The organism is Sulfitobacter sp. HI0027 (assembly GCF_001634775.1).
Classification (GTDB): domain Bacteria; phylum Pseudomonadota; class Alphaproteobacteria; order Rhodobacterales; family Rhodobacteraceae; genus Sulfitobacter.
This window is the reverse complement of the sequence record NZ_LWER01000046.1, coordinates 61640-79466: the sequence shown is the minus strand read 5'-3', so window position 1 is coordinate 79466 and position 17827 is coordinate 61640. Positions and strand designations below refer to the sequence as shown.

Annotated in this window: 22 protein-coding genes and 1 tRNA gene; 13 read left to right on the top strand and 10 right to left on the bottom strand. The window is 61.4% G+C overall.

All coding sequences use genetic code 11. From position 1 onward, the window contains the following. The first annotated feature begins 20 nt into the window (after positions 1-20). On the top strand, positions 21-443 hold the full coding sequence (ndk, locus tag A3722_RS03195; RefSeq protein ID WP_067266630.1) for a nucleoside-diphosphate kinase: 423 nt from the start codon (positions 21-23) through the stop codon (positions 441-443). Between the two features lie 63 nt (positions 444-506). Here the strand turns inward: ndk and A3722_RS03190 are convergent, their stop codons facing one another. From A3722_RS03190 to A3722_RS03185, 3 genes are all read right to left on the bottom strand, one after another. After that, positions 507-929, bottom strand: a complete 423-nt coding sequence (locus A3722_RS03190; protein ID WP_067629055.1) for a DUF4112 domain-containing protein — start codon at positions 927-929, stop codon at positions 507-509. Between the two features lie 95 nt (positions 930-1024). Further along, positions 1025-1147, bottom strand: coding sequence for a hypothetical protein (locus A3722_RS25060; protein WP_259980958.1), 123 nt, complete (start codon positions 1145-1147; stop codon positions 1025-1027). Between the two features lie 145 nt (positions 1148-1292). After that, a complete protein-coding gene (locus A3722_RS03185) occupies positions 1293-2207 on the bottom strand; it encodes an MBL fold metallo-hydrolase (RefSeq protein WP_067629057.1) in 915 nt (304 codons plus the stop codon). A gap of 44 nt (positions 2208-2251) precedes the next feature. Between A3722_RS03185 and A3722_RS03180 the strand changes: the two genes are divergently transcribed. Beyond that, positions 2252-3574, top strand: coding sequence for an ATP-binding protein (locus A3722_RS03180; protein WP_067629059.1), 1323 nt, complete (start codon positions 2252-2254; stop codon positions 3572-3574). Between the two features lie 69 nt (positions 3575-3643). Then, positions 3644-4093, top strand: coding sequence for a DUF4442 domain-containing protein (locus A3722_RS03175; protein WP_067629061.1), 450 nt, complete (start codon positions 3644-3646; stop codon positions 4091-4093). A gap of 26 nt (positions 4094-4119) precedes the next feature. Here the strand turns inward: A3722_RS03175 and A3722_RS03170 are convergent. Next, positions 4120-4196, bottom strand: a tRNA-Ile gene (locus A3722_RS03170). Between the two features lie 128 nt (positions 4197-4324). Here A3722_RS03170 and purM point away from each other — a divergent pair. The 3 genes from purM to rnd all read left to right on the top strand — a co-directional run bounded on the left by purM (position 4325) and on the right by rnd (position 7201). Then, positions 4325-5371: a phosphoribosylformylglycinamidine cyclo-ligase gene (purM, locus tag A3722_RS03165; RefSeq protein WP_067629093.1), complete on the top strand. Its 1047-nt coding sequence runs from the start codon at positions 4325-4327 to the stop codon at positions 5369-5371. After that, on the top strand, positions 5368-5964 hold the full coding sequence (gene purN / locus A3722_RS03160; protein WP_067629063.1) for a phosphoribosylglycinamide formyltransferase: 597 nt from the start codon (positions 5368-5370) through the stop codon (positions 5962-5964). The genes purM and purN overlap by 4 nt, the downstream gene beginning before the upstream one ends. Positions 5965-6043: 79 nt before the next feature. Then, complete coding sequence (rnd, locus tag A3722_RS03155; RefSeq protein WP_067629065.1) at positions 6044-7201, top strand: ribonuclease D; 1158 nt, start codon at positions 6044-6046, stop codon at positions 7199-7201. Positions 7202-7258: 57 nt separating this feature from the next. Here rnd and A3722_RS03150 read toward each other — a convergent pair whose 3' ends face one another. Further along, complete coding sequence (locus A3722_RS03150; protein WP_067629067.1) at positions 7259-7777, bottom strand: hypothetical protein; 519 nt, start codon at positions 7775-7777, stop codon at positions 7259-7261. A gap of 126 nt (positions 7778-7903) precedes the next feature. On the opposite strand from A3722_RS03150, the gene A3722_RS03145 reads away from it, so the two are divergent. Beyond that, positions 7904-8314 (top strand): SufE family protein, encoded by a 411-nt coding sequence (locus A3722_RS03145; protein WP_067629069.1) that lies wholly within the window; start codon positions 7904-7906, stop codon positions 8312-8314. 3 nt (positions 8315-8317) lie between these two features. Here the strand turns inward: A3722_RS03145 and A3722_RS03140 are convergent, their stop codons facing one another. Further along, on the bottom strand, positions 8318-8962 hold the full coding sequence (locus A3722_RS03140; protein WP_067629071.1) for a DUF1638 domain-containing protein: 645 nt from the start codon (positions 8960-8962) through the stop codon (positions 8318-8320). Positions 8963-9012: 50 nt separating this feature from the next. Next, positions 9013-9711 (bottom strand): corrinoid protein, encoded by a 699-nt coding sequence (locus A3722_RS03135; protein WP_067629073.1) that lies wholly within the window; start codon positions 9709-9711, stop codon positions 9013-9015. 201 nt (positions 9712-9912) lie between these two features. Here A3722_RS03135 and A3722_RS03130 point away from each other — a divergent pair, with 201 nt between their 5' ends. Further along, positions 9913-10989, top strand: a complete 1077-nt coding sequence (locus A3722_RS03130) for a PA0069 family radical SAM protein (protein WP_067629075.1) — start codon at positions 9913-9915, stop codon at positions 10987-10989. Positions 10990-10992: 3 nt separating this feature from the next. Here the strand turns inward: A3722_RS03130 and bmt are convergent, their stop codons facing one another. Both bmt and A3722_RS03120 read right to left on the bottom strand, forming a co-directional pair. After that, on the bottom strand, positions 10993-12006 hold the full coding sequence (gene bmt / locus A3722_RS03125; protein WP_067629077.1) for a betaine--homocysteine S-methyltransferase: 1014 nt from the start codon (positions 12004-12006) through the stop codon (positions 10993-10995). 134 nt (positions 12007-12140) lie between these two features. Then, positions 12141-12458: a DUF1476 domain-containing protein gene (locus tag A3722_RS03120; RefSeq protein ID WP_067629079.1), complete on the bottom strand. Its 318-nt coding sequence runs from the start codon at positions 12456-12458 to the stop codon at positions 12141-12143. A 167-nt stretch (positions 12459-12625) separates the two neighbouring features. On the opposite strand from A3722_RS03120, the gene purC reads away from it, so the two are divergent. From purC to A3722_RS03095, 5 genes are all read left to right on the top strand, one after another. Continuing rightward, positions 12626-13387 (top strand): phosphoribosylaminoimidazolesuccinocarboxamide synthase, encoded by a 762-nt coding sequence (gene purC, locus A3722_RS03115; RefSeq protein ID WP_067629081.1) that lies wholly within the window; start codon positions 12626-12628, stop codon positions 13385-13387. 48 nt (positions 13388-13435) lie between these two features. Beyond that, on the top strand, positions 13436-13666 hold the full coding sequence (gene purS, locus A3722_RS03110) for a phosphoribosylformylglycinamidine synthase subunit PurS (RefSeq protein ID WP_067629083.1): 231 nt from the start codon (positions 13436-13438) through the stop codon (positions 13664-13666). Continuing rightward, a complete protein-coding gene (gene purQ, locus A3722_RS03105; RefSeq protein ID WP_067629085.1) occupies positions 13666-14334 on the top strand; it encodes a phosphoribosylformylglycinamidine synthase subunit PurQ in 669 nt (222 codons plus the stop codon). Before purS ends, purQ begins: the two co-directional genes overlap by 1 nt. 69 nt (positions 14335-14403) lie before the next feature. Next, entirely contained in the window at positions 14404-16131 is a 1728-nt protein-coding gene (locus A3722_RS03100) for a sensor histidine kinase (RefSeq protein WP_201721952.1), read from the top strand. A 4-nt stretch (positions 16132-16135) separates the two neighbouring features. Next, entirely contained in the window at positions 16136-17470 is a 1335-nt protein-coding gene (locus tag A3722_RS03095; RefSeq protein WP_067624654.1) for a sigma-54-dependent transcriptional regulator, read from the top strand. A 23-nt stretch (positions 17471-17493) separates the two neighbouring features. Here A3722_RS03095 and A3722_RS03090 read toward each other — a convergent pair whose 3' ends face one another. Further along, the gene (locus A3722_RS03090) at positions 17494-17784 is read right to left on the bottom strand and encodes a hypothetical protein (protein WP_067624657.1); all 291 of its coding nucleotides are present in this window, start codon (positions 17782-17784) and stop codon (positions 17494-17496) included. Between the last annotated feature and the right edge of the window lie 43 nt (positions 17785-17827).

Here is a 17827-nt window from a genome sequence, read left to right as displayed (position 1 = left end):
CCCGTTATGGAGTTTAGCCAATGGCCCTCGAACGCACTTTCTCGATCATCAAACCAGACGCAACCCGCCGCAATCTGACCGGCGCCATCGTCAAGAAATTCGAAGACGCTGGCCTGCGCGTTGTCGCACAAAAGCGCATCCACCTGACAAAAGCGCAGGCGGGCGAGTTCTACAAAGTTCACGCTGAGCGTCCCTTTTACGACGAACTGTGCGAATTCATGGCCTCCGCGCCGATCGTTGCTCAGGTTCTCGAAGGTGAAAACGCCATTGCGAAGAACCGCGAAGTCATGGGTGCCACCAACCCTGCGGACGCCGCCGAAGGCACCATCCGCGCAGAATTCGCTGAAAGCGTTGGCGAAAACTCCGTGCACGGTTCCGACGCACCGGAAACCGCAGCGGTTGAGATCGCCTACTTCTTCTCCGGTCTGGAACTGGTCGGCTAAGCCACCGTTCTTCGGACAACGAATGAAAGGGTCGCCTTCGGGCGGCCCTCTTGCGTTTAGGGATCAGTTATTGAGCGTGGGGTGATGCGAGGACATGCGCCCTTCGACGTTGCCCGTGGGCGGCGCTTTGGCGGCTTGGTCCTTCAGGTGACGTTCCAGCAGATCGACGTTGCGCAGTTTCGACTTCCAACCGATGTCAAAAAGATCACCCACCAGCGGGACCGAACCGATAACGTAGTCGATCCCGGTGTTGACCAACATCTTTGCCAGCATCCCCTTGGGTGCCCCCATTCGGTGCGATTCTTTAAGGATATAGGCCGAAGGGAGCAGGGCGAGCGTATCGCCCACCACGGGCACGAAACCCAAAATCGAATCCCATCCCATGCGCACGCCGACAACCGGCAATTTAAAAGCGCTGTCCATGCTGACCGCCAGACGGCGCAGACGGGCGAGGTCGGCTTCGTGAGAGGGGGCGTGGGGTTCCATATCTGTCCTTGCGTGTTGCTCTAGGCTGCAAACGCGCGGTCAGGCTGCAAAGTTCCCCAAAGCACCGGCCCCATCCGGCGCGTCGCGGGGCCTGCTCAAAGGCTGGCGTAATCGGTAATCAACGGTGTGGGACGCTGCGGTGGCTGGGCCGAGGTGCCCTTGGGCGTCTGCTCGGGCTTCGGTTTTTGCGGTTGCGGCGTTCTGTCAAGTCGGGCCATCGGGTAGCTCCTTTGCTGCTCGCTGGGGTTTGATGTCTCTCACCCTCGCAACCAGCTTGGGCGCGGTTCAGGTCCATAAAGGGGCCGAATTGCGCCCAGATTGAGGCATTTGTTGCGATTTTGCGACGTAATCCGTAATTTTCCCCTATGAGGTGAGAACGAAATGCGCCTCCGCCTGCAAGACGCCCTGCGGGGCAACGCGGCCCCGGCCTGTTAGATCAACCAGATGCGCCAGCACGTTTCGCGTGGCAGCCCCCAAAAGCGCGGCGGGGGTCTCGGTATAGATCACCCGGGCGAGGTCCTCAGCCGTGGCAGGCCCGGCGTTCAGCGCCTTAAGGATCGACGCCTCCCGCGCGCGGCGGTGCGCCACCAACCAGTCGAGCCGCGCGTTGGGGTCGCTGACCGGCGCGCCGTGGCCGGGGTAGAACACCCGCCAATTCCGCGCGCCCAGCTTTTCGCAAGAGGTCATGAAATCGGTCAAATCCCCATCGGGCGGCGAGACCAGCGAGGTGGCCCAGCCCATGATGTGATCCGCCGTGAGACAGGCATCCCCCCATGCGAGGCAGAGGTGATTGCCGATATGACCCGGCGTGTGCAGCACCTCCAGCGCCCAGCCGTTCCCCTCCAGCATATCGCCGTCGGCCAAGCTGTGATCGGGACGAAACCCGTGATCCACACCTTCACCACCGCCCATCAGCCCCGCCTCGGCCAATCCCTGCATTACTGGGGACCGGCCCGCCGTGGCGTTGCCAAAAGCCCAGACCTCGGCCCCGGTCCGCGCGGCCAAGGGACGCGCGAGGGGGGAATGGTCGAGATGCGTATGGGTCACAATGATATGGCTGATCCGCTGGCCCGGCTGGAGCGCGGCGAGGATCGCTTTAAGATGCGCAGGGCTGTCGGGGCCGGGGTCGATCACGGCAACCTCGGACTGGCCCAGAAGATAGGTATTTGTGCCGCGATAGGTCATCGGCGAGGGGTTGGGCGCCACGATACGGCGCAGCCCGGGCTCCAAGGTTTCGGCAAGGCCAATCTCGGGGTCGAAGTTGTCGGGCGGCAGCATGGTTTCACCTTTCGCTGGGGCAGGGGGCTGGCTAAGGTCTAGCCATGAATTTTGCCTGGCTCAAACGATATGTGCCGCGCGGCATCTACGGACGCGCCGCGCTGATCCTGCTGTTACCAGTGGTGTTTTTGCAGTTGGTCGTTGTGGTGATCTTTGCCCAGCGACATTTCGAAGGCGTCACCGGTCAGATGACCGACACGGTCCTGCGCGAGTTGGAACTGGTCATGCTGGCGGTCGGCACCGCACCCGATGCCCAATCGGTGCCCATGGCGGTAGAGGCGCGGGCGGGGCCGCTCGATTTCGTGGTGACCCGGGCCAATCGTCCGCTGCCGGATGAAGACAGCATGCTGTGGTACGATTATTCGGGCCGCGTCCTCATCCCCCGGCTGCGCAGCAAGATGGACGGGATCGCAGCGGTGGACCTTAGCGATGACGATTTTGTCGTGCTCTATATCGAGAGTGTGCATGGCCCGTTGCGCATCCAGTTTGAACGGCGGCGGATCTCGGCCTCCAACCCGCACCAGCTTTTCGTTTACACGGTGTTTTTCGGCGTGCTTTTGAGTGTTATCGCGTCGATCTACCTGCGCAATCAATTGCGCCCGATCAAACGCTTGGCCCGTGCCGCCGAAGCCTTTGGCCGGGGCCGGCATGAACCCTACACCCCCACTGGCGCTGTCGAAGTGCGCGCCGCGGGCAACGCCTTTGTCGACATGCGTGCCCGGATCGAACGGCAGATTGAACAGCGAACCTTGATGCTCTCAGGCGTCAGCCACGACCTGCGCACCCCGTTGACGCGAATGCGGCTTGGTCTATCGATGATTGACGAAGAGGATGCCGCGCCGCTTTTGGCCGATGTAGATGACATGCAGCGGATGCTGGATGAGTTTCTAAACTTCGCTAAGGGTGCCGCCGAGGGTGAGCCGGAGAAGGTGGAGCCGCATCGGTTCGTCAGCGCCATTGTCGAAGACGCGCAGCGCACCGGGCGCAAGGTCACGCTGTTGCCGCCCGAGGGCGCGGGCGAGGGAATCGTAAAACTGCGCAAGGTGGCAATGCGCCGGGCGGTGGACAACCTGATCTCCAACGCCGTGCGCTATGGCACGCAGGCCGAAGTCGCGGTCATGCTGAGCGACCGCACCCTGCGTATCCGTGTCGAAGACGACGGCCCCGGCATCCCGGAAGAGCGGCGCGACGAGGCGACACGGCCTTTCTCGCGGCTCGACCCTGCGCGCAATCAGGACAAGGGCGGCGGCGTTGGGCTGGGCCTTGCCATCGCCTCCGACATTGCGCGCGCCCATGGCGGGGTGCTGCGGCTGGGGGAATCGGCGCGGCTTGGTGGGCTGCGTGCAGATATTGTCATCGCGCGGTGACCCCGCGGCAGGATTGTGCCGCGCGCGCGGCTTTGCCACAGTGAGCCGACCCTAGAACGGAGCGCAGCCATGACCCCCTACGACATGATCAAAGCCCATCTCGACACCGCCGTGCCTTTTGCCGCCCATGTCGGGGTGAAACTGCTCAAGATCGGCGACGGCACCGCCAGCGCCGAACTGGTGCAGCGGCATGAGACCTCTAACCACATCGGCACCCAGCACGCAGGCGCGATGTTCACCTTGGGCGAGGCGGCCTCGGGTGCTGCCATGGCAGGGGCGATTGCGCCGGTGATTATGGACATGCGCCCCGTCGCCGCCATGGGGCAAATCACCTTTAAAAAGATCGCCGAGGGCACGCTGACCGCCCATGCCGAAACCTCGCGCCCCGGTGCCGAGTTGCTGACCGCCTTGCAAGAAGACGGAAAAGTCGCCTTTGACGTCGCGGTCGACATCCAGAATGAGGCAGGCGAGACGGTGGTCGAGATGCAGGTGAACTGGCATGTCAGCGCCAAACGCTGAGGTTTGGGCGAAAAGCGGGGGCGGAATGGTAGGCCCGGCAGGACTTGAACCCGCAACCAAAGCGTTATGAGCGCTCTGCTCTAACCAATTGAGCTACAGGCCCGCCATGGGCGTTTGGGTATGACGCCGCAGCCCGAGCGTCAAGACATTAGCTGCACCAAATGATTGCAGTGACCCGCACAATACTCTAACTCCGCGCGCAAGGGAAAATGCGCGCCGGGGGCCATGACCATGACAAAATCCGACAACGGAATCACCTATGCCGAAGCAGGCGTGGATATTGACGCAGGCAACGCGCTTGTAGAGCGGATCAAACCGGCGGCGAAATCCACCGCGCGGCCCGGCGTTATGTCTGGCCTTGGCGGCTTTGGCGCGCTGTTCGATCTGAAAGGCGCAGGTTTCACCGATCCGGTGCTGGTTGCCGCGACTGACGGCGTAGGCACCAAGCTGCGCATTGCCATCGACACCGGTAATGTGGACAGCATTGGCATTGATCTGGTCGCCATGTGCGTCAACGATCTGGTTTGTCAGGGGGCCGAGCCGCTTTTCTTCCTCGACTATTTCGCGACCGGCAAGCTGGAACTCGACAGTGCCGCGCGGATCATCGAAGGCATCGCCAAAGGCTGCGCCGATTCCGGCTGTGCTTTGATAGGGGGCGAGACCGCTGAAATGCCGGGTATGTATCACGCGGGCGATTTCGACCTCGCCGGTTTTTCCGTCGGCGCGATGGAGCGCGGAACCGAGCTGCCGCGCGATGTGAAAGAGGGCGACGTGCTCTTGGGCCTGCCCAGCGACGGGGTGCATTCCAACGGCTATAGCCTCGTGCGCAAAATCGTTGAGCGCAGCGGTCTGGGCTGGGGCGACGATTGCCCATGGGGCGAAGGTGATCTGGGCAGTGCGCTGCTGACCCCGACCAAGCTTTACGTAAAAGGCGCCGTTGCGGCCCTGCGCGCCGATGCCGTGTCGGCACTGGCGCATATCACGGGCGGTGGCCTGACTGAAAACCTGCCGCGTGTGTTGCCCGTGGGGCTGGCGGCTGAGATTGACCTGAACGCATGGGACCTGCCGCCGGTCTTCAAATGGCTGGCCGCCGAGGGGGGCATGGCCGAGGCCGAGATGCTCAAGACTTTCAACGCTGGCATTGGCATGGTTGCCGTCGTCTCTGCCGATAAGGTCGACGCGGCCAAGGCCGCTTTTGCCGAGGATGGCCACGCTGCCATCGAAATCGGGCGTATCACCACCGGCAATGGCGTCACCTATTCCGGCGCGCTGCTTTGACCAAGCGGGTTGCGATTTTCGTCTCGGGCGGCGGCTCTAACATGCGGGCGCTGGTCGAGGATATGACTGGCGACCATGCAGGCCGCCCCTGTTTGGTGCTGTCCAACAACGCAGACGCGGGCGGAATCGCTTGGGCGCAGGGGCAGGGGATCGCGACCGAAGTGGTCGATCACCGCCCCTACGGCAAAGACCGCCCCGCGTTTGAGGCGGCCTTGAGCACAGCGCTTGAGGCCCATGCGCCGGATATCATTTGCCTTGCCGGCTTTATGCGCAAACTGACCGAAGGCTTCACCGATGCTTGGGCCGGGCGGATGGTCAATATCCACCCGTCGCTGCTGCCGAAATACCGCGGGCTGCACACCCATGCCCGCGCGCTTGAGGCGGGCGATACCGAACATGGCTGCACCGTGCATGAAGTCACTGCGGCTTTGGATGATGGTCCGATCCTCGGCCAAGCGCGCATTCCGGTTCTGCCGGGCGATACGGCAGAGACCTTGGCCCAGCGGGTGCTGGTGCAAGAACATCGCCTTTACCCCGCCGTGCTGCGCCGTTTCGCCGCCGGTGAGCGTCAGCCAGTCATGCTCACGGGCTGACGCTGGTCAAAGCTTCCCTTGTGATGTACCTCTTTGACAAAGCCCGATGACCGGGCGTGCAACTTGTCAAAGAGCATTTATGAAAACCATCACCACGACAGCCGACCTCGCGCAATTCTGTGAAGAAGCTGCGCGCCATGATTACGTGACCGTCGACACGGAATTCCTGCGTGAGCGGACCTATTATTCCAAGCTCTGCCTCGTCCAACTTGCCATGCCCGGCACCGACGACAGCAACGCCGTGCTGGTCGATCCCTTGGCCGACGGCATCTCGCTTGAGCCGCTTTACGATCTGTTCCGCGACACATCGGTGGTCAAAGTGTTCCACGCGGCACGGCAGGATCTTGAGATCTTCTACGTCGACGCCAAGGTCTTTCCCGAACCGCTGTTCGACACGCAGGTGGCCGCGATGGTCTGCGGCTTTGGCGAACAGGTGGGCTATGAGACCTTGGTGCGCAAGATCGCGCATGAGTCGCTGGACAAGACCTCGCGCTTTACCGATTGGTCCCGCCGTCCGTTGACCGACGCACAGAAGACCTATGCGCTGGCCGACGTAACCCATCTGCGGCAGATTTACGAGTTTCTGGCGCGCAAGCTTGAACAGACCGGCCGCGCCCGTTGGGTGGCCGAGGAGCTTGAGACGCTGCTCAGCCCCGATACCTATGTGACCCAGCCGCAGGATGCGTGGAAGCGGGTCAAGACCCGGACCAATTCGCCCAAGTTTCTGGCGATCGTCCGCGAATTGGCCGCCTTTCGTGAGGATTACGCCCGCACCCGCAATATCCCGCGCAATCGCGTGTTCAAGGATGACGCACTAGTCGAATTGGCAAGCCTCAAACCCTCTAACGGCGAAGAGCTGAACCGCGCCCGTCTGCTGCTGCGCGAGGCCCGCAAGGGGGAAATCGCCGAAGGCATTTTGAAAGCCGTGGCCGCAGGCGTGGCTTGCAAAGCCGCCGACATGCCGCAACCCGACCGCAAGCGCGACAAGCTGCAGGTGAACCCTGCGCTGGCCGATCTCCTGCGGGTTTTGCTTAAGGCCAAAACCGAAAACGCAGGCGTCGCGGCCAAGCTCATCGCCTCGGCCAGTGATCTGGATATGTTGTCGGCGGGAGAGCGCGATGTGCAGGCCCTGCGCGGCTGGCGGCATGAGGTCTTTGGCGCCGATGCGCTGCTGCTCTGCGAGGGCAAGATCGCCTTAGCCGCTGACGGAAATGACGTGAAAACCGTCAAAGTCTGAAACGAAGAGAGCCGCCCGATTGGGGCGGCTCTTTCCTACGGTGCGTGGCTTGCCCGATTAGCGGCGAGAGACCAAGGCGTTCATCTGCCCTTCGACGCGAATTTCGCGCACCCCGGCCAGCATTTGATCTGTCAGACGACGGCCCGCGATCACCTCACGGGTGGGGCGGCTGCCCTGCGGGGTCGGCTTGTCAGGGCGTACCCCTTCCAAACGGTAAGTCAGAACACCGTCGACAGGCGTCTCATCAATCGTCGCTGGGGTTAACTGCACTGCATAGATACCCTGCCGCGCGGCAAGGCCCGTGGCGCGCAGAATCGCACCACCCGGCACAGGCTCAATCGTCAGGTCGGTGATCTGCTCGAAAGGGCGCCCCTCATAAGTGTCGACCTCAACCGCGCGCCGGGCGAACAGCCCGCTGCGCTGTGGAATCAACGGGTTGTTGCTCTCTTCCGGCGCGGACGGTGCCGAACGCGCGGGGCCGAACCAATTCAGCGGGTTGATGCGGCTGTCACGGACCGTGCCACAGGCGGATACCAAAAGGGTCGAGGCCAAAAGAGCGAGGAGTGTCTTGCGCATGGGATCCGCCGTTAAGTTAACTTGTCTTGTGCTACCCCATCACGCCACCCTTGGGAAGGGGGTGGACCTTTGCGCATCGGCATCCTACCTGTCAGGCAATGGAATTCACCCAAAGAGAGTGCACAGATGGCCACGCCTGCCTTTGAAGAACTGGTCGAGGATTTCGAGTTTCTGGACGATTGGGAAGACCGCTACCGCCATGTGATCGACCTTGGTAAAGCGATGGACCCGCTGCCCGAGCCGCTGCGCGTGCCGGCGACCAAGGTCGACGGCTGCGCCTCTCAGGTCTGGCTCCATGCACAGTTTGACGGCGGCAAGCTGCATTTTGACGGCGCAAGCGATGCGATGATCGTGTCTGGGCTGATCGCGGTATTGCGCAAGCTTTACAACGGTTTGACGCCAGTCGAAGTGGGCGCTGTCGATGCCAAGGCGGAACTTGCGCGGCTGGGATTGAATGACCACCTCTCGGCGCAACGCTCCAACGGGTTGCGCGCGATGATCGAGCGCGTGCGCGAGACGGCCGCTCAGGAAGCCTGACGGTTAAAGATCGCGTAAAGCGGTCTGCAAATCCCCATAGCCCGTGAAGCGCCGCTCGAACGCAAGGCCGAGCCGCGCGGCGCAGTCCTGCGCCTTTTCGGTCAGCGCCGGGTCGTCCGTCTGCGCCTGATAGACCAGTTTCTCGTAATTGCCGAAATACATGTCGCGCAGCTCTGGGTGCCGGTCGAGTCCCATTGGCTTGATGATGAAAGCCTCAAACTGCCGCACCAGAAAATCGGTGAGGTAGAAGGTGGTGATCTCATCTTCCGAGGTTTTGGCGAAACTCTTGTTGCCCTGAAAAAAGCTGTAGCAATGTGGCCCTGCGACCATCTGCACGCCCATCTCTTGGCAGGCCCGCTCCAGCCCGCCGCCCGTCCCGCAATCGGCGTAGACGACAAAGAAATCGTCATAGTCCGCGCGGTGTTTGGCGACCGTGTCGCGCACCGCTTGGGTGATCTTTTCCGGGTAGAGGTGATATTTCGCGGGCAGGCAGGTGAGATCCAGATGGCTCCAGCCGTTCGCGGCCTTCAGATCCAAAATCTCACGGGCCAGCGCACCACAGGCGATCAGCAAGATACGGCCCGCGCGGGTGGGCGCGAGCCCCTCTTGGGTGAGGGTCCGATCATCTGGCAGATTGCTGTCGCTCATGACGTCACCATCGCATGTCATCGACGCCAACGCAAAGCGGGGACGGCAGCTCAGGCGTTGGCGGAGTTGTGTTTCCGGCCCATCCAGTCTTTGGCCGTTTCCACCGCCACGGCGGCATCGCGGCAATAGGCGTCGGCCCCGATGGCCTTGCCGAACTCTTCGTTCAGCGGCGCGCCACCGACCAGCACGATATAGTCGTCGCGCTTGCCCTGTTCGATCAGCGTGTCGATCACAACTTTCATATAGGGCATGGTCGTGGTCAGCAGGGCGGACATGCCGAGGATGTCGGCCTGTTCCGTCTCAAGCGCTTCTAGATAGGCTTCGACCGCGTTGTTGATGCCCAGATCGACAACTTCGAAACCCGCGCCTTCCATCATCATCCCGACGAGGTTTTTGCCGATGTCGTGAATGTCGCCTTTGACGGTGCCGATCACCATCTTGCCCACACGCGGCGCGCCGGTTTCAGCGAGCAGCGGCTTGAGGATCGCCATGCCGCCCTTCATCGCATTAGCGGCCAGCAGCACTTCGGGCACAAAGAGGATACCGTCGCGGAAATCCGCGCCCACGATGGTCATGCCGCCGACCAGCGCTTTGGTCAGAACCTCATAAGGTTCCCAACCGCGGTCGAGCAGGATTTGCACCCCTTCTTCGATCTCTTCCTTAAGACCGTCATAGAGGTCATCGAACATCTGCTGGACCAGTTCTTCGTCGTCCAACTCGGCCAGGATGATATCGTCTTCTTCTGACATGGTGTTTCCTTCTGCTGGGCGTGCAGGTGCATGACACTTGGGCCCTTGTCTCACGGAATGTTAGCGCCGGGGTCGCGGTTTGCGACATCGGCCGCGCCTTGCGCGACGCCTTGGGGGCAAACTACTGCTTTTTGCGGTGTAAGGACAAGGGTTTGGACAAGTTTACTTGCTGGTGTTCGCACAATGTTCTAACCTTCTTTCATGGATAGGGAAGACCAGCGATTCCGCGTGCTTGGCCGCGCGGCAGGCAGCAACGATGCGGGCCGGTTTGAGGCCCATACTCGCGTGGCGGAGGACGATGGCTGGGCCCGGGAAGAGGTGCTTCCGGTGCTGCGAACCAGCACAAGCATCGAAGTGCCGCGCCGGGTGATTACCTACAACCGTTCGCCGGATTTGCCCTTTGACCGGTCGATCAACCCGTACCGCGGCTGCGAACATGGCTGTGTTTACTGTTTCGCACGGCCCAGCCACGCCTATCTTGGACTGTCGCCGGGGTTGGATTTTGAAACGCAGTTGATCGCCCGCCCCGAAGCGCCGCAGGTCTTGGCGCGAGAGCTGCGCGCGAAACGCTATCAGGTCGCGCCCATCGCCATCGGCACTAACACCGATCCGTACCAGCCCATCGAAAAAACCCATGGCATCATGCGTGACTGTCTTGAGGTATTGTCCGAGTTCAATCACCCGGTGGCAATCGTGACCAAGGGCAGCCTGATCGAGCGGGACATTGATATTTTAAGCGACATGGCCAAACGCAGCCTCGCCGCAGTGGGCATTTCGGTGACCACGCTGGACGCAAAGCTCAGCCGTTTGATGGAGCCGCGCGCGCCAGCGCCGCAGCGGCGGTTGCAGGTGATCCGGAAGCTGTCGGAGGCGGGGATCCCGGTGCGGATCATGGCGTCCCCAATGGTTCCGGCGCTGACCGATCCGGAGTTGGAGGCGATCCTTGCCGCCGGGCGCGACGCAGGCGCGCGACATGCCAGTTGGATCATGCTGCGCCTGCCGCGTGAGGTATCGCCGCTGGTGCAAGAATGGCTCGCCACCCATTATCCCGACCGGGCCGAGCGGATCATGGCGCGGCTGCGCGATATGCATGGTGGAAAGGAATACGATGCGGGCTGGCACAAGAGGATGCGGGGCGAGGGGCCCTATGCGCAGATGGTGGCGCAGCGCTTTAATCTGGCAGTCAAACGTCTGAAGCTGACCCGCGCGGGCGTGCCGCTGCGCTGCGATCTGTTTCGACCGCCCTCCGAAAAGGGCGATCAATTGAGCTTGTTCTGAGGCTTAGCTCCGGCGGCGGCCACGGCGCGGCGCGCGCACTGGGCCTTGCCCGTCGGTGCCATCGCTTTCGGACGAAAAATCACCGATCTCTTCGCGGATTTGCTCCAGCGTCGGGGCCGGGCCTTTTTCCGTGCTGTCGAGCGCTTCGCGCATCGCAACCAGATGCTCGGGCAGGGTGCCGCAGCAACCGCCGATGACGCTGGCCCCCGCGTCACGCGCCATGGTCGCATAGCGCGCCATCAACTCGGGCGTGCCGTCGTAATGGATGTGGCCTTCGACGTATTTCGGGATGCCCGCGTTGCCCTTGGAGATGATCGGCAGCGTGCCATTCTTTGCGGCGAAGCCGAGCACGGTGCGTAGCAAGTCAGACGCACCTGTGCCGCAGTTGGCACCATAGGCCAGCGGCGTGTTGTCCAGCCCATGCACCATATCGACCATCCCTTCGGAGGTCAGGCCCATCATCGTGCGGCCCGCGGTGTCAAAGCTCATCGTGCCGCACCACGGCAGGCCCGCCAGCGCGAAGCCTTCGGCAGCGGCGCGGTATTCTTCGGGGGCGCTGATCGTTTCCAGCCAGCCGATGTCGGCACCGCCAGCCTTGAGGCCATCGGCGGTCTCATGGAACATCTCAACGGCGAGGGAGTGGGTCAGCGTGCCGACCGGCTCCATGATCTCACCCGTGGGGCCGACAGAGCCTGCGACGATGACTTTCCGCTCAGCGGTATCGGCCACCTCGCGCGCCAGTTCGGCAGAAACGCGGCTTAGCTCATGAACGCGCTTTTCGGCACCATGCAGTTTAAGCCGTGAGGCATTGGCCCCAAAAGAGTTGGTCAGGAACAGATCGCTGCCCGAATCCACTGCAAACCGGTAAAGCTTGATGATCTTCTTCGGCTCGTCAGTGTTCCACATCTCGGGCGCGTCGCCCGACATCAGCCCCATGTTGAACAGATTGGTGCCCGTGGCCCCATCAGCGAGAAATGTGCCCTTTTCAGCGAGAAGATCGGTGAATGCGTTGCTCATGGGGGCTCCTGTAGGGTCTGGGAATTTCGCCTGATGTCATGATGGGATCATGGGGGCAATCTCATAATATTCATCTTCATTATGAGGGCAGGCGGGTAGAGTGCACCCCGGCGCGTGGCCGGGGTGAGAGGGAGTTAGCTGGATTCGCTCAGAAGCTGCGCTTTGGCCTCGGCCATGAGGGTCTGCATCTTGGCGCGGATCGTCGCTTCATCAGCGCGGCCGCCCAAGTCGCCAGAGACTTTGCGGTAAACATCTTCGTCGCCCGCCTCTTCGAAGTCGGATTTCACGACCTCTTTGGCATAATCGTCGGCGTCGCTGCCCGATTTGCCTAAAAGTTCAGCAGCCCAGAGGCCCAACAGTTTGTTTCGGCGCGCTTCGGCGCGAAATTGCATGTCTGCGTCGTGGGCGAACTTGCTTTCAAAGGCATTTGCACGGTCGTCGAACTTGCTCATAGCGGGTCTCCGATTGCTGGTGTTACCCTATTCATATGCGGTCGCCCCCGCCTTCCCACAAGTGGCGCGTCAAAGGTGACGGGCCATGCTTGCAGCAGCGGGGTGGTTGCACTAAGAGAAGCGCAAGCGGCGGGGATGTTCCCGGCCCCCTGTTGGAAAGGATGCCCATGGCCCGGCGCAACAAGATCTACGAAGGCAAGGCAAAGATCCTCTATGAAGGTCCTGAGCCCGGCACCATCGTGCAATATTTCAAAGACGATGCGACGGCCTTTAACGCCGAGAAGAAAGCCACGATCGAGGGGAAGGGCGTGTTAAACAACCGCCTGTCCGAGTTCTTTATGACCGGGCTGAACAACATCGGCGTGCCGACGCATTTCATCAAACGCCTGAACATGCGCGAGCAACTCGTGCGGCAGGTTGAGATCATTCCGCTGGAAGTGATCGTGCGCAACTATGCGGCGGGCTCCATGTCCAAGCGTCTTGGCATCGAAGAAGGCACACAGCTGCCGCGCCCGATTGTCGAGTATTGCTATAAAGACGACGCGCTTGGTGATCCGCTGGTCACCGAAGAGCATATCGCCGCCTTTGGCTGGGCAACCCAGCAAGACATGGACGATATCCTAAGCCTCGCGCTGCGGGTCAATGACTTCATGTCGGGCGTGATGATGGCCGTTGGCATCAAGCTGGTGGACTTCAAGATCGAGATTGGCCGCGTTTACGATGGTGACTTCCAGCGTCTGATCGTCGCGGATGAGATCAGCCCCGACAGCTGCCGTCTGTGGGACATCGAGACAGGCCAGAAACTCGACAAAGATGTGTTCCGCCGCGATCTGGGCTCGCTCACCGATGCCTATACCGAAGTGGCCAAACGTCTCGGCGTCATGCCCAAGAACAATGCGCCGGTGTCCAAGCCGACGTTGATCAACTAACGCGGCTTCGCCGTTCAATTTGCAGATGTTACAAAGGGGTGTCGCGCCATGAAAGCACGGGTGCATGTGATGCTGAAGAACGGGGTTCTCGACCCTCAGGGCGAAGCTGTCCGCCACGCGCTCGGAGCCTTGGGCTTTGACGGGGTGAACGGTGTGCGTCAGGGCAAGGTGATCGAGCTTGACCTCGCCGAGGGCACGACCGAGGCCGATGTGACCGCCATGTGCGAAAAGCTCTTGGCCAATACGGTGATCGAATCCTATTCGGTGGAGCTGGCCTGATGCACGCAGCGGTAGTTGTCTTCCCCGGGTCCAATTGCGACCGCGACCTTGCCGTGGCTTTCAAAGCCGCGGGCGCCAAGGTTTCCATGGTCTGGCACAAGGACAGCGAACTGCCGCAAGGCGTTGATATGGTAGGCATTCCCGGCGGGTTCTCCTATGGGGATTACCTGCGTTGCGGGGCCATCGCCGCGAATTCGCCGATCTGCCGCTCTGTGGCGGCTCATGCAGAGCGCGGCGGCTATGTGCTGGGCATTTGCAACGGTTTTCAGGTGCTGACCGAAACCGGCCTGCTGCCCGGCGCGCTGCTGCGCAATGCGGGGCTGAAGTACATCTGCAAGACTGTCGGCCTCAAGGTTGAGACCACGGCGAGCGATTATACCTCTGGCTACGACGCCGGTCAGGTCGTCAACATTCCAATCGCTCACCATGACGGCAACTATTTTGCCGATAATGAGACGATTGCGAAACTGCGCGGCGAAGATCGCGTGGCGTTCAGCTATGCCGAGAACCCGAATGGTGCGCGTGATGATATCGCGGGCATCCTTTCGGAAAACCGCCGCGTGTTGGGCATGATGCCGCACCCCGAGCGGGCGGCGGAAGCGGCCCATGGCAACACCGACGGGGCGGCGCTCTTCCGCGCATTGACCGGTGCTTTGCAAACCGCCTGACTTGAGTGCGTTGCGCGGAGCGCGTAAGTTGCCGCGATGAGTGATACATCCGGTTCCGAAGGCAATAGCATGGCCGTATCCTGGCGGGTGCGGTTCGCGATTGCGTCGCTGATGATCCTCGCCGTGGTGACGATCTCGATTACCAACAAGCTGCTGACTGACCGTTTTACCGAAAGCACCCGCAACCGCGCGGAACTGCGCATCGCACTTTACAGCGGCAACCTGCTGGCTGAGTTGCGGCAAAACGCCATTGTACCACAACTTTTGGCGCGCGACCCCACGTTGATCGGCGCGCTGCAATCGGCGGATTATTCGCTGTCGACACAGCGGCTTATCTCTTTCGTTGAGGAAATCGGCGCGGCATCCTTGATGCTATATGACATCGACGGGCGTACCGTGGCGGCGACAGACCGTAACCGCCTCGGCTCTGCGCATAAGTCAGAGCCCTATTTCGTCGATGCCATCCGTTCCAACGCGACGATCTTTTCAACGATTGAGCGTGAGCAGGGCGGCTATCGCTTCCTCTATTCGCGGCGCATGCAGTCTGGTGGGACCACACTTGGGGTAATCGCCGTTGAGGTTGATCTGCAAAAGTTTGAACGGGCTTGGGCCGGGATCTCGGACGCGGTCATCGTGATGGACAGCACGGGCGAGATTATCCTCGCCACCGAGTCGCGTTGGCGCGGGCTGACAGAGCCCGAAGCGTTGGCCAACCACACGCCCCAAAGCGCCATTGAGCGCGCCATTCAGGCCACCACCGATTGGACCGCGCTGCCGCCCGATGCCTATTTGCAGGGGGAGGCGGTGATGCGGCTGGAAAACCGGATACCGTTCCGCGGCTGGCGGATGAGCAGCTACACGACCTATGCCTCGGTCCGCGAAAAGGTGAACGGCGTGCTGGCATTAGAGGTCATGGGCTTTGCGATCCTGCTGGCGCTGGCGTTCTATTTCCTGAGCCGCCGCACGGCGGGGCGGCTGGCGATCTTTCAACGGGAATCGGCGAAACTCAGGGCCCTGAACCTTGCCCTCCAACGTGAGATCGCTGAGCGCAAGCGGGTGCAACAGACCCTCGCCGTGGCCGAGCAAACCCTAGAACAGTCATCAAAACTTGCCGCATTGGGTGAAATGTCCGCTGCCGTCAGCCATGAGTTGAACCAACCGCTTGCCGCGATGAAGACCTATCTGGCGGGCGCGCGGCTTTTGCTGAACCGCAACCGGCAGGATGAGGCGCTGTCGTCCTTTGGGCGCATTGACGACCTGATCGAACGAATGGGCGCGATCACCCGGCAGCTTAAATCCTATGCCCGCAAGGGGCAGGAGGCCTTCTCTCCGGTTGATATGGGCGCGGCGCTGGCGTCTTCCCTGTCGATGATGGAGCCACAGTTGCGCCAGCGACAGGTCCAGATCAGCCGCATCCTGCCCGATAATCCCGTCATGGTGATGGGAGACCGTATGCGGATCGAACAAGTTATGGTAAACCTGTTAAGAAACGCATTAGACGCAACAAAATCGGAACGAAACCCTCAGGTGGACATTATACTATCAGCGGGGGAGACGGCGACATTAACCGTGCGCGACAATGGCCCGGGGATTGAGGACTTGGACGCGCTGTTCGAACCTTTCTACACGACCAAACAGCCCGGCGATGGTGTTGGGCTGGGTCTTGCCATTTCATCGGGGATCGTCAACGACCTTGGGGGACGGCTTATGGCGCGCAACGGACAAAACGGTGGCGCTGTATTTGAGATGCAACTGCCTATATTGGCAGATGAAACGAAGATAGAAGCGGCGGAGTGAACGCATGGCTCAGGCAATGAAAATCGCGATTGTAGACGACGAACAGGACATGCGGCAGTCGATCAGCCAATGGCTGGCCCTTTCGGGGTATGACACGGAAACCTTCGGCAGCGCCGAAGACGCGCTAAAGACTTTGGGGCCGGATTATCCGGGCATCGTCATCTCCGACATCAAAATGCCGGGCATGGACGGGATGCAATTCCTGAAAAAGCTGATGGGCAGCGACTCGGCTTTGCCGGTCATCATGATCACCGGTCATGGCGACGTGCCGATGGCGGTCGAAGCGATGCGTGTCGGCGCTTTCGACTTTCTTGAAAAACCTTTTAACCCCGACCGGATGAGCGAACTGGCCAAAAAGGCCACCAACGCGCGGCGGCTGGTGATGGACAACCGCGCCCTGCGGCGTGAGCTGTCGGACGGCGGCCAGCTGATGAAAAAGCTCATCGGCCAATCGCCCGTCATGGAACGCCTGCGCGAAGATATCCTCGATCTGGGGCAGGCCGATGGGCATGTGCTGATCGACGGAGAAACCGGGACCGGTAAGACCCTCGTGGCCCATGCGCTGCACGCTGTTGGCAGCCGCGCGGGCAAGAAATTTGTCCTCGTCTCCTGTGGTGCTCTGGAGGAAGACGCGCTCGCCAAGCGGCTGTTCGGCCCGATGCAGCCCGAAGACGCGCAACTGCCCGCCATCGAAGAAGCGCGCGGCGGGACATTGGTGTTGGAAGACATCGAAGCCCTGTCCGAAAGCCTGCAGGCGCGGCTGTTAAGCGCCATCAACGAACAAGGCACCCCGGCAGAGACACGAATCGTCGCTATTTCGAACCTGCAAGAAGCCGGGCGCACCTCGGAAGACGCGCTGCGCTCAGATCTGTTTTATCGTTTGGCAGCGCTCCGCATCACCGTGCCGCCGCTGCGCCAGCGTGGTGAGGATATTCTGACGCTCTTCACCCGGCTGAGCGATCAGTTCGCGGATGAATACGGCTGCGAGGCGCCTCAGGTTTCCGCTCAGGAGGCGGCGCAGCTCTTGCAGGCGCCATGGCCCGGCAACGTGCGCCAACTGATTAACGTGGCCGAACGTGCCGTGCTGCAATCGCGCCGCGGCTCGGGCACCATCGCCTCCCTCTTGATGAGCGACCATGACGAGATGCAGCCAGTGATGACCACCGAAGGCAAACCGCTCAAGGAATATGTCGAGGCGTTCGAGCGCATGTTGATCGACAACACCATGCGCCGCCACAAGGGCTCTATCGCCAGCGTGATGGACGAGCTTTGCCTGCCACGCCGGACGCTGAACGAGAAGATGGCGAAATACGGGTTGCAGCGGTCAGATTACCTCTGACCACGTCCCTTAAGCAGCGCGGCTTAACCGCTGCGCTGCTCTGCAATCTCGACCGCTTTGCCATTCGGATCGGTGATGCAGGACCAACTCGCGCCGCCGGGTACGTCAACGATATGACGATAAAGCTCCACCACAGGGCGTGTTGTATTGACGGCGACACCCGCCGCGCCGGTTTGCTGGGTCACCGCGGCCACACAGCTTTTCTGCCCGCGCAACTCGGCCAGCGCCGCCGGATTATCGGCCACGGCAATTTCATCACAGGCGGCGAGGCCCAGAAGGGTCAGACACAGCGCGGGGCGCAGGAATATTTGCATGAAGCGGTCCTTTGAAACTCTGGGCCGCGGGGGCGGCAAAGCA